Here is an 11,464-nt window from a genome sequence, read left to right as displayed (position 1 = left end):
TTCTCCCGCATCGGGCACGGCGGCTCACGAGCGCGTCACAGATGGATCTCGGCGCGGATCACGCCCTTGACGGCGTCCCGGCCCGTTCGTACGGTCGCAGCCATAGTTAGGAAACTTTCCTAACACGCTCTATGTCGTGGGAGCTCACGCTCTGTGTCGCGAGAGCTCACGCTCTTCTTTGTCGTGGGAGAACGCATGACCCGGCCCATCGCGGGGACGCCCAGCCTGCTGCGCGCGATCAACGACCGCGCCGCGCTGATGGTCCTGCTCGAACGCGGCCCGCTGACCCGGCCCGAGCTGGGGGCGCTCACCGGCCTGTCCAAGCCGACCGCCTCCCAGCTCCTGGCCCGGCTCCAGGAGGCCGGCCTGGTCGTCCTCGACGGCATCCGCGAGGGCCTGCCGGGCCGTACGGCCGAGCTCTACCGGATCAACCCCCGCGCGGCGCACGTGGCGGCGCTGGACGTCACGCCGGCGCGGATCGCCGCGGCGGTCGCGGACGTCACCGGCGCGGTCGTCGCCGAGCACCGGCTGGCCACCCCGGGCCGCGCCGGCGGCGACGTGGTCGAGCGGGTCCGGGCCGCGCTCACCGGGGCGTGCGGCCCGGCCGGGCTCGACCCGACGGAGCTGAGCCGGGTGGTCGTCGGCATCGGCGGCGCCGTCGACCCCTCGACCGGCAGGCTCGGCTACGCCGCCCACATCCCCGGCTGGCACATCCCCGACCTGATCGGGACCCTCCGCGACGGGATCGGCGTGCCGATCGACGTGGAGAACGACGTCAACCTCGTCGCGCAGGCCGAGCGGTCCCGGGGCAGCGCCCGGGGCCACCAGGACTACGTGCTGCTGTGGGCCGACGAGGGCATCGGCGCGGCCCTCGTCATCGGCGGCCGCCTCCACCGCGGGGCGACCGGCGGCGCGGGCGAGGTGGGCTACATGCCCGTGGTCGGCGCCCCCACCGCGCGGGACGTCGGCAGGAGGGCCAACCACGGGTTCCAGGCCCTGTCGGGCGGCCCGGCCGTGCTCGCCCTCATGCGGGCGCACGGGCTGCGCGGCTCCACGCCGAGCGGCGCCGTACGCAACGCGGCCGCCCTGGCGGGACGCGGCGGCCCGGACGGCGAGAGCGCGCGCGAGGCCCTGCGCGAGCTCGCCGGCCGCCTCGCGATGGGGCTGGCCGCGATCACGGCCGTGGTCGATCCCGAGGTCGTCGTGCTGTCGGGCGGCGTGCTGCTCGCCGGCGGCGAGGTCCTGCGGGAGTCGGTCGAGCGGGAGCTGCACGCGCTCACCATCCCCCGGCCTCGCGTGCTGCTTTCCACCCTGGAGGGCAACCCGGTCCTCGCCGGAGCCCTCGACCTCGCCCTCGGCGCCGTACGCGAGGAGCTGTTCGGCCCTGTGAACAGCCCTGTGAACGGCCCCGCGAACGGCGCGGTGAACACATCCCCTTCCCCCCATTAGGGAGGCACCCCCATGAAACGCCTTCTCTCCCTCCCCGTGGCACTCTCCGTCGGGGCCGGGCTGGCCGCGCTCACCGCCTGTACGGCGGGCACCGAGAGCGGGCCGCCCGAAGTGGCCCGGAGCGGGGCGAGCCACGAGCCGGTCACCATCGAGTTCTGGCACGGTTTCAGCGCCGACAACGAGCTCAAGGCGTTCGACGAGACCCTCGCCGGCTTCCAGAAGAAGTTCCCGTGGATCACGGTCAAGGCGACCAAGGCCGTCCAGGACGACCAGATCCTGCAGTCCGTGCGCGGCGGCAACCCGCCCGACGTGGCCTTGTCGTTCACCACCGACAGCGTCGCCCAGTTCTGCAAGGCCGGGATCTTCCAGGACCTCAACCCCTACCTGAAGGCGAGCGGCATCGACCCGGCGACGCTGTTCCCCAAGGTGATCGCCGAATACACGGAATATCAGGGCAAGCGCTGCGTGATGCCCATGCTGGCCGACACGTACGGCCTCTACTACAACAAGGCGCTGATGAAGGGCCACGAGCCGCCGAAGACGATGAGCGAGCTGGCCGAGCTCGCCAGGACGCTGACGGTCAAGGACGACAAGGGCGACATCAAGGTCGCCGGGTTCGTCCCGACGAGCCAGATGTACGAGAACGCGCCCATCCACACCGGCGTGATGGTCGGCGCGAAGTGGATCAACCCCGACGGCACCTCGGCCATCGGCTCCGACCCGCAGTGGAAGAAGCTGATGACCTGGCAGAAGGACCTGACCGACTGGTACGGCTACGACAAGCTCGAGAAGTTCCGCAAGAGCTTCGGCGACGAGTGGTCGGCCGAGAACCCGTTCAACACGGGCAAGGTCGCCATGGCCATCGACGGCGAGTGGCGCACCGCCATGCTCGCCGCCGACGCCCCCGGCCTCGACTACGGCACCGCGCCGCTGCCGGTGGCCGACGACCAGGCCCAGCGGTACGGCGCGGGCTACATCACCGGCACCGTCATCGGCGTCCCGCGCGGCGCCGGGCACCCGGAGGCCGCCTGGGAGCTGGTGAAATATCTCACCACCGACACCGACTCACTGGTGACGCTGTCTAACGCGATCAGGAACGTGCCGAGCACGCTGCCCGCACTCCAGTCGCCCGCCCTCAAGAAGGACCCGAACTTCCAGACCTTCCTCGACGTCTTCGCCAACCCCAGCAGCACGACGATGCCGGCCCACCTCAACTCCGTCTTCAACCAGCAGACGCTGCAGGAGGCGCAGATCAAGTGGGAGTCGGGCCGCGCGTCCGACCTCGACGCGCTGCTCGCCGACGTGGACAAGAAGATCAACGAGAAGCTCAAGCTCACGGCGGGCGGCTGACCTTCGATGCGTGGCAACCTGCGCGCCCTGCTCTATCTGTCCCCCCGGCTCGCCGGGGTCGCGATCTTTTTCGTCTACCCGCTGCTGTCCACGGTCTACTTCTCCTTCCAGCGGTACGACCTGTTCACCCTGGAGCCCGTCGGGCTGCTCAACTGGGAGTACTTCTTCAAGGACCAGGCGGCCTGGACGGCGATCCGCAACACGCTGTGGCTCGTCGTGGTGATGGTCCCGCTGCGGGTGCTGTTCGGCCTCGGCGTCGCCCAGCTCGTGACCAGGATCAAGGCCGGCGCCGGGGTCTACCGCACGATCTTCTACCTGCCTGCCCTGGTGCCGCTGGTGGCCGGGACGCTGGGCTTCGTGTTCCTGCTCAACCCCGGCACCGGGCCGGTGGACGCGATCCTCTCGGCGGTCGGGCTGCCCGCGCCCGACTGGTTCGGCGACCCGGCGTGGTCGAAGTGGGGGCTGACTCTGCTGGGCCTGTGGTCGGTCGGCGACCTGATGGTCATCTTCATGGCCGCCCTGCTCGACGTGCCGAAACAGCTCTACGAGGCCGCGGCCATCGACGGCGCGAACGGCTGGCGGCAGTTCACCTCGATCACGCTGCCGGTGATCCGGCCGGTGCTGATGTTCGCCGCCGTCACCGGAGTGATCCAGACGCTGCAGTACTTCACCCAGGCCGAGGTCGCCGCCCGGGTCGCGTCCGGCGCGACCGACTCGGCCGGGTCGGTCTTCACCCCCGGCTACCCCGACCAGTCCACGCTGACGTTCCCCCAGTGGCTGTTCCAGCAGGGCTTCCGCGACTACGCGATGGGCTACGCGTGCGTGCTCGCGCTGGTGCTGTTCGCGGTGTCGATGGTGTTCACGCTCATCCTGCTGCGGCAGTTCCGCTTCACCGAGGAGGAATCGTGACCCCGACGGCGAGACGGACCGCGCTGCTGTGGGTCGCCCGGCACGCGCTGGCCATCGCGCTCGCGCTGATGTTCCTCGGCCCGCTGGTGTTCATCGCGCTCACGGCCCTGATGACCGACCATCAGGCGCTCACCTCCGAGCTGTGGCCGCACACCTGGAACTGGGACAACTTCGCCGAGATCTTCGAGAAGGCGCCGCTGCTGACCTGGATCCGCAACACGCTGCTCTACTCGGTGCTCGCCACCGCGTTCATGCTGGTGTCGTCGATCCCCGTGGCGTACGCGCTGGCGCGGTTCCGCTTCCGCGGGCGGCGGCTGGCGTTCCTGCTGGTCATCACCATGATGATGCTGCCGCCGCAGGTCGTGGCCGTGCCGATCTACCTGATCTGGGCCCGCTTCCACCTGACCGGCACGCTGTGGCCGCTGATCCTGCCGATGCTGCTCGGCGACGCGTTCTCGATCTTCCTGCTGCGCCAGTTCCTCGTGACGATCCCGCGCGAGTACTCCGACGCGGCGAAGGTCGACGGCTGCGGCGAGTTCCGCACGCTCGTGCGGGTGGTCCTGCCGATGGCCCGCCCGGCCATCGCCGCCGTCGCCCTCTTCCAGTTCTTCTACTGCTGGAACGACTACTACGGACCCCTGCTGTACGCCGGGACCGACCTGGACAACTGGACGCTGTCGCTGGGGCTTGCGGCGTTCCGGTCGGTGCACCGCGTGCAGTGGAACCTCACGATGGCCGCCACACTGCTGGCCATGGCCCCGGTGATCATCGTGTTCTTCTTCGCCCAGAAGGTCTTCATCGAGGGCGTCAAGCTGACGGGAGTCAAATGAAGCTGGCCGTTGTCGGGGGCGGTTCCACGTACACGCCGGAGCTGATCGACGGTTTCGCCCGCCTGCGCGGGGAGCTGCCGCTGTCGGAGATCGCGCTCGTCGACCCCGACGAGCGCCGGCTCGCGACGGTCGGCGGGATGGCCCGGCGGATGCTCGCCCGCGCCGGGCATCCCGCCGCGCTGACCACCTCCAATCGCGTGGAGGACGGCGTCGCCGGGGCCGCGGCGGTGCTGCTCCAGCTGCGCGTGGGCGGCCAGGCCGCCAGGAACGTCGACGAGACCCTCCCGCTGGAGTGCGGCTGCGTCGGGCAGGAGACCACGGGCGCGGGGGGCCTCGCCAAGGCCCTGCGGACCGTGCCGGTGGTGCTCGACATCGCCGAGAAGGTGCGCGCGCACGCGCCCGGCGCGTGGATCGTCGACTTCACCAACCCCGTCGGCATCGTCACCCGGGCGCTGCTCGACGCCGGGCACCGGGCCATCGGCCTGTGCAACGTGGCCATCGGCTTCCAGCGCCGCTTCGCCGCCCTCCTCGGCGTGGCCCCCGAGCGGATCGCGCTCGGTCACGTCGGGCTCAACCACCTCACGTGGGAGCGGTCGGTCCTGCTCGACGGCGTGGACGTGCTGCCCCGCCTGCTGGACGAGCACGGCGAGGGCATCGCCGAGTCGGTCGGCCTGCCGGTGGAGCTGGTCCGCCACCTGCGCGCCGTGCCGTCGTACTACCTGCGGTACTTCTACGAGCACGACCGCGTGGTGGCCGAGCAGCGCACCTCGCCGTCGCGGGCGGCCGAGGTCGCGGCGATGGAGTCGGCTCTGCTGGAGATGTACGCCGACCCGGCCGTGGACACCAAGCCCGACCTGCTGAACAAGCGCGGCGGCGCCTTCTACTCGGAGGCCGCCGTCGCCCTGGTCGCCTCGCTCATGGGCGACCGCGGGGACGTGCAGGTCGTCAACACCCGCAACAACGGCACGCTGCCGTTCCTCGACGACGACGCGGTGATCGAGGTGCCGGCCGCCGTGGGAGCCGCCGGGGCCGTCCCGCTGCCCGTCGAGCCCGTGGAGCCGCTCTACCGGGGCCTGATCGCCCACGTGTCGGCGTACGAGTCGCTGGCCCTGGAGGCGGCCCTGGACGGCGGCGAGGACCGCGTCAGGGACGCGCTGCTGGCCCATCCGCTGGTCGGGCAGGCGTCCCTCGCCGACGGCCTCGCCGCGCGCCTCGTGGAGGCCAACCGCGCCTTCCTGCCGTGGGCGGTGGCGCGGTGACCGCGCCGCGCACGGTGCTGGCGGTGGACGGCGGCAACAGCAAGACCGACGTCGCCCTCGTCCGCGAGGACGGCACGGTGCTCGCCACGGCGCGCGGGCCCGCGTTCCTGCCGCAGAGCGCCGGTGCCGCCGCCGCGGTCGAGGTGATCGGCCGGACCGTGCGGCGCGCCCTCGCCGGCGATGCCGCCACGCCGCCGTACGCCGACCACGTCGCGGCCTACCTCGCGGGCGCGGACCTGCCGGTGGAGGAGGAGGTGCTGCGGGCCGAGCTGCTGACCCGCGGCTACGCCGCCGACGTCGCCGTGGGCAACGACACCTTCGCCCTGCTGCGGGCCGGGTCGTCCACCGGTTGGGGCGTGGCCGTCGTCTGCGGCGCGGGGATCAACGCGGTGGGGGTCTCCCCTGCCGGGCGGATCGCCCGGTTTCCTGCGCTGGGCCGCGTCAGCGGCGACTGGGGCGGCGGGCAGCATCTGGGCGAGGAGGCCTTCTGGCACGCCGTGCGCGCCGAGGACGGCCGCGGCCCCGCGACCGTGCTCACCGAGGTCGTGCGCGCCTGCTTCGGCACCGCCACGGTCGAGGAGGCCGTCATCGGGCTGCACGTCGGCGACCTGCCGGCCGACCGGCTGCACGCCCTCGTGCCGCCCCTGCTCGCGGCCGCCGCGGACGGCGACGCGGTCGCCGGGTCGCTGGTGGAGCGGCAGGCCGAGGAGATCGCGCTGCTCGGCGTCGTCGCCATGCGGCGGCTCGGCCTGCTCGCCGCGCCCTGCGAGGTCGTGCTCGGCGGCGGCGTGCTGACCGCCCGGCATCCCCTGCTGACGTCGCTGATCGAACGGCGCTACGCCGAACGCGCGCCGCTCGCCCGGCTCGTCATCGCCGACGTGCCGCCGATCGTGGGCGCCGCCCTGCTCGGCCTCGACCGCCTCGGCGCGCCCCCCGAGGCGTACGCGAGGGTGCGCGCGCACTTCCTCCGGGAGGACGGCGGCCGGGAGGACGGGAATTCTCAGCCCTCCGCGGCGTCCGCCTCCGGCTCCTTCTCGATCACCGGGGAGCGGTAGTCGTACGGCGTGCTCAGGACGACGGTCGTGCGCGTGCTGACGTTGGCCGACGCGCGGATCTGCTGGAGGAGCTCCTCCAGCGCCAGCGGGGAGGCGACGCGGACCTTGAGAATGTAACTTTCATCACCCGCGACGCTGTGACACGCCTCGATGGCGGTCAGATGGCTCAACCGCTCCGGCGCGTCGTCCGGGGCGGAAGGGTCGATCGGCTTGATCGAGACGAACGCGGTCAGCGGAAGCCCGATCTCGTCGTAGTCGACGAGAGCGGCGTATCCGCGGATGACACCACGCTTTTCCAGCCTGCGGACCCGCTGGTGCACCGCGGAGACCGACAGCCCGGTCTCCTTGGCCAGATCGGTGAAGCTCATCCGGCCGTCAGTCGCCAGCAGCGTGACGATTCGGCGATCGATCTCCTCCACCCCAGCAACGGTAGCGCCGCCCAGGACCGTCTCGTCCCGAAGCCACCGAAATGCCACCCAACCAGGACCGGCGGCAGGCGCCCGAGATCACGCGTCAGCGGCCAGCGCCCTCACGTCGGGGTGCACGCCGGGAGTCGCCGTCACGAGCGCGGCGAGCGAGCCCAGGATCGTCACGGGCCGCGTCCTCGACGCCTCCACGGCGGCCAGGTAGCGCCAGGCCACCAGCTCGGCCACGTCGCCGCGCGCGTCCGGGTCCACCCAGGCCGTGGCGATCATCCCCAGCAGGGCCGCCTCGGTCACCCAGCCCTCCGGCCCGTACGCCAGGTCGGTCAGCACGCTCCTGCGCTCGGACTCCGCCCACGCCTGGCCGGCCTGGTGGTGGGCGATGCCAAGGCAGGCCCACGCCTGGACCTGCCTGATCCACAGCGGCACGGCCGCGGGCTCGCCGTACGGCGACAGCGGCGGGTGGGCGAGCACGCCGAGCAGGTCGTCGAGGGACAGGCCCGACAGGCGCACGGCGTGGTCGTAGGCGGCCGGCAGGTGCGGCCAGCGCAGCGCCGCGACGGCGGCGACGGCCTCCTGCGCCTCCCCGGACGGCGGCGGCACGGCGGGCACGGCCGTCATGTCCTCATAACGCCACACCCGCCGGACCACGCTCCGCACCGGGCCGTGGCCGTACACCTCGGGCACGGTCAGCCGCGCGTCGGGCTGCGGCGCGTCGGCGACCGTCACCTCGAAGCCGGGCACGACCAGCGAGAAGGCGAGCAGCGCGCTGGGCGGCTCGGGGGCGGAGACAGTGAGCGCGCCGCCGACCGGGACGTCCTCCTGCTCCACCACCTGGTAGAGCACGTCGATCACCGACTCCGTGGGGCCGGGGACGCGGCCCAGCCACAGGCGCAGCCCGCAGTGCTCGCCGAGCACCGCGTCGCCGTGCTCGTTGCCGGGGTCGTCGCGCAGGTGGTCGGCGAGCTCCACCAGATGGCGGACGTCCCCGTCGCGCTCGAAGCGCATGCCGCAGGCGGCCGGATAGGCGTTCGGGTGCCTGGGCTCGCGCCGCAGCGCGCGCTCCACCCACTCCAGGCCCTCCTCCGGGCGGCCGCTGCTGTGCAGCATCTCGCCGATGTCGGTGTACAGGGCCAGGTTGGCGGGGTCGTGTTCCAGCGCCCGCACCATGGCCCGCTCGGCCTCGGGCCACCGCTGCAGGTCGCGGCAGGCGTATCCCTCGGCCAGGGCGGCCTGGAAGGACGGCGTGAGCGCGTAGGAGCGGGCGGCCAGGGCCGCCGCCTCCTCCGCCTCCCCCACCCGGCGCAGGAGGAGCGAGGCCAGCCACAGCAGCGACGCGTCGTCCGGGTGGGCGCGCAGCCCGCCCCGCACCAGGGCGACGTACGGCGCCAGCGCCTCGCGGCCGTCCTCCGGCACGGTGCCGGGCAGCCCGGAGGCCAGCAGCGAGACGAGCGAGCACAGGTCGCCGGGCGGGATCCGCCCGGGCAGCTCGGGGTCGAGCACCCACGGGACGTGCGCCCAGCGTCCCTCCGGCTCGTGCCGCTGCACCGAGATCAGCAGGCGCAGCGCGGGCACGTGCTCGCCCCGCGCGGCCAGCGCGTGGGCGCGGGCCAGCGCGGTGCCGAGGAAGACCGGCTCGTCCAGGGGGAACAGGTCCGGTCCGCCGCCCGGCCCGGCCAGCAGCCGCGCCAGCATCTCGTGCGCCTCGGGCAGGGCGGGGTCGCAGGCCAGCGCCGCCGCGACGTGCCCGGCGGCGTGCCCGGTCTCCCCGTCGGCCAGAGCCAGCCGCGCCATGCTGACCTCGCCCTCGGCCTGGGCGCGGGGATCGTCCATGCCCTCGTCGATGCCCTCGTGCGTCATGCGTCCTCCGATCCGGCAGTCGTGATCATCACTCTGCCAGAGCGGGCCGGCGCGGCGCAGAGCACGATCGCGGGCATCAGTCCACGACGACCAGGTCCCTGGTCGTGTGGTTCACCCGCTCTCCGGCGGTCTCGCCGCAGACGACGATGTCCTCGATCCGGGCGCCGTGCCGTCCGGGCAGGTAGATGCCCGGCTCGACGGAGAACGCGAACCCGGGCCGCAGCTCCTCGGTGTTGCCCGCGACGATGTACGGCTCCTCGTGGGTCTCCAGGCCGATGCCGTGCCCGGTGCGGTGGACGAAGTATTCGCCGTACCCCGCCTCGGTGATCACCTCGCGGGCGGCGGCGTCCACCGACTCACAGGTCACGCCGGGCCTGACGTGGGCGCAGGCGGCCTCCTGGGCGCGCTTGAGCACCTCGTAGTAGGCCACATAGTCGGCCGGGGGCTCGCCCACGCAGTAGTTGCGCGTGGAGTCCGAGCAGTAGCCGCTCGGCATGACGCCGCCGATGTCGACCACGACGGGCTCACCGGGCCGGATGACGCGGTCGCTCAGCTCGGCGTGCGGGCTGGCGCCGTTCGGGCCCGAGCCCACGATCACGAAGTCGACCCGGGCGTGTCCCGAGTCGATGATCGCTTCCGCGATGTCCTTGCCGACCTCGCGCTCGGTGCGCCCGGCCTTCAGAAACTGGGGCACCAGGTTGTGCACGGCGTCGATGGCCGCGCCCGCCTCCGCGAGCGCCGCCTTCTCCGCGGGCGACTTGCGCATGCGCAGGTCACGCAGCACGCTCCCGGCGAGCACCTGCTCGGCCTCGGGCATGACCGCGCGGAACCGCAGTGACTGCATCGCCCACATGCGGTCGGCGAGCCCGACCCTGGCCACCGGGCCCAGGCGGCGGGCCACCTCGGCGTACGGGTCTTCGGTCTCGTCCCACGCGACGAACTCGATGCCGAGCCGGGAGGCGGGCGAGTGCTCGGCGGCCGGCAGCTCCAGGCGCGGCACCATCAGGAACGGCTCGCCGGACGCCGGCACGACCAGGCAGGTCAGCCGCTCCAGCGGCAGCGCGTCATAGCCGGTCACGTAGCGCAGGTCGGGGCCCGGCGTCAGCAGCAGCGCGTCGAGGCCCGCGCGTTCGACGGCCTCGCTCACCGCGGCGGGACGGGTCGTGGGATACAGGTCGGAGGGCTCCAAGGACGTCGTTGTCACGCGACCAATCTAACCGGCACCGCATCAGACGACGTACGCAGGTGCGTGTACCACAGCCGCCACGCGGGCGAGCTCCGCTGGGCTCTGGCTTATTCCACGCCATAGAAGAAAAGCAACCCCTGGGTGGATGCGAGACTGCTACGCTCCGCGTCAGGACGATCACAGATCGTCCGTACGGCAAGTGCAAGAGCAACATCGAGAGCGAGACAAATGGTCGGCGTAGTGGGCGGCACGAGGCCCGCCCTTCCCCCCGCGGACGACCGCGATCCGGGCACCACGCCCGGCGCCGTCCCCGCCGGCACCCGCATGATCCAGAACGGCATGATCCAGGACCTGGCCGGACGGCGGTGGGCGGAGCGCCGGGACCGCGTGGCCGAGGAGCGCCGGGTCACCCTGGCACTGCGGGAGGCGATCCTGCCCGAGCCCGGCGCGTCGATCGACCTGCCCTACGCCCGGATCGCGGTCCGCTACGTCCCGGCGGGCCGCGCGTCGAGCCTCGGAGGGGACTGGTACGACGCCGCGCCGTTGCCCGACGGGCGCATGTTCCTCGCGGTGGGCGACGTGTCGGGGCACGGCCTGCCCGCGATCGCCGAGATGGCCCAGCTTCGTCACGCGCTGCTCGGCCTGAGCATGACGGGCGCCTGCCCCGGCAGGCTGCTGACGTGGCTGAACACCCTCGTCCTCACCCGGCTGGACGACACGACCGCGACGGCGGTGTGCGGCCACTTCGATCCGGCGACCCGCCTTTTCACGTGGGCACAGGCGGGCCCCCCCGCCCCGATCCTGGTGCGTCGCGGGGGCGCGCGCCAGCTCGGGGCGCCCCGGGGGGTCGTGCTCGGGGCGACGTCGAGCCTGCCGTACGGGGTGGCCGACGTCCGCCTCGAGCCCGGCGACCTGCTGCTGATGTTCACCGACGGCCTGGTCGAGCGCCGCTCGCGCGACATCGGCGCCGGGGTGTCCCTCATCCTGGACGCGGCCGTGACGACCGGGCTCGGCACGGCCGGAGCGGACCTCGACGCGGGCCTCGACCGCCTGCTTGAGGCCATCGGCGGCCCCAACCCCGAGGACGACACCTGCCTGCTGGCCGTGGCGGTGACCGAAGAGGGTCCGCAGCGCGCCTGACAGG

10 protein-coding genes are annotated in these 11,464 nt (G+C 72.8%); 7 read left to right on the top strand and 3 right to left on the bottom strand.

The window, feature by feature from the left end; all coding sequences use genetic code 11:
- Positions 1–195: 195 nt before the first annotated feature.
- Genes FLV34_RS05745 through FLV34_RS05720 form a run of 6 tightly spaced genes read left to right on the top strand, consistent with a single transcriptional unit; the run spans position 196 to position 6,852 of the window.
- The gene (locus tag FLV34_RS05745; RefSeq protein ID WP_147942530.1) at positions 196–1,449 is read left to right on the top strand and encodes an ROK family transcriptional regulator; all 1,254 of its coding nucleotides are present in this window, start codon (positions 196–198) and stop codon (positions 1,447–1,449) included.
- Between the two features lie 12 nt (positions 1,450–1,461).
- A complete protein-coding gene (locus FLV34_RS05740; protein ID WP_142647327.1) occupies positions 1,462–2,799 on the top strand; it encodes an ABC transporter substrate-binding protein in 1,338 nt (445 codons plus the stop codon).
- A 6-nt stretch (positions 2,800–2,805) separates the two neighbouring features.
- A complete protein-coding gene (locus tag FLV34_RS05735; protein WP_147942529.1) occupies positions 2,806–3,708 on the top strand; it encodes a carbohydrate ABC transporter permease in 903 nt (300 codons plus the stop codon).
- Positions 3,705–4,538 carry a carbohydrate ABC transporter permease gene (locus tag FLV34_RS05730; RefSeq protein WP_142647329.1) on the top strand — a complete coding sequence of 278 codons (834 nt, stop codon included), beginning with the start codon at positions 3,705–3,707 and terminating at the stop codon, positions 4,536–4,538. The genes FLV34_RS05735 and FLV34_RS05730 overlap by 4 nt, the downstream gene beginning before the upstream one ends.
- Entirely contained in the window at positions 4,535–5,797 is a 1,263-nt protein-coding gene (locus FLV34_RS05725; protein ID WP_142647330.1) for a 6-phospho-beta-glucosidase, read from the top strand. The genes FLV34_RS05730 and FLV34_RS05725 overlap by 4 nt, the downstream gene beginning before the upstream one ends.
- Positions 5,794–6,852 (top strand): N-acetylglucosamine kinase, encoded by a 1,059-nt coding sequence (locus FLV34_RS05720; protein WP_221889905.1) that lies wholly within the window; start codon positions 5,794–5,796, stop codon positions 6,850–6,852. Before FLV34_RS05725 ends, FLV34_RS05720 begins: the two co-directional genes overlap by 4 nt.
- Here the strand turns inward: FLV34_RS05720 and FLV34_RS05715 are convergent.
- The 3 genes from FLV34_RS05715 to FLV34_RS05705 form a co-directional block, all read right to left on the bottom strand.
- Positions 6,798–7,271 carry an Lrp/AsnC family transcriptional regulator gene (locus FLV34_RS05715; protein ID WP_142647331.1) on the bottom strand — a complete coding sequence of 158 codons (474 nt, stop codon included), beginning with the start codon at positions 7,269–7,271 and terminating at the stop codon, positions 6,798–6,800. The two genes, FLV34_RS05720 and FLV34_RS05715, sit on opposite strands and share 55 nt — an antisense overlap.
- Positions 7,272–7,358: 87 nt before the next feature.
- Positions 7,359–9,134, bottom strand: a complete 1,776-nt coding sequence (locus FLV34_RS05710; RefSeq protein WP_147942528.1) for a M48 family metallopeptidase — start codon at positions 9,132–9,134, stop codon at positions 7,359–7,361.
- 76 nt (positions 9,135–9,210) lie between these two features.
- On the bottom strand, positions 9,211–10,338 hold the full coding sequence (locus FLV34_RS05705; RefSeq protein WP_260617221.1) for a Xaa-Pro peptidase family protein: 1,128 nt from the start codon (positions 10,336–10,338) through the stop codon (positions 9,211–9,213).
- A gap of 210 nt (positions 10,339–10,548) precedes the next feature.
- Here FLV34_RS05705 and FLV34_RS05700 point away from each other — a divergent pair, with 210 nt between their 5' ends.
- Positions 10,549–11,460, top strand: coding sequence for a PP2C family protein-serine/threonine phosphatase (locus FLV34_RS05700; protein ID WP_147942527.1), 912 nt, complete (start codon positions 10,549–10,551; stop codon positions 11,458–11,460).
- The last annotated feature ends 4 nt before the right edge of the window (positions 11,461–11,464 follow it).

This window comes from Microbispora sp. CSR-4 (assembly GCF_008033685.1).
Classification (GTDB): Bacteria; Actinomycetota; Actinomycetes; order Streptosporangiales; family Streptosporangiaceae; genus Microbispora.
This window is presented reverse-complemented; position numbering and strand designations above follow the sequence as displayed.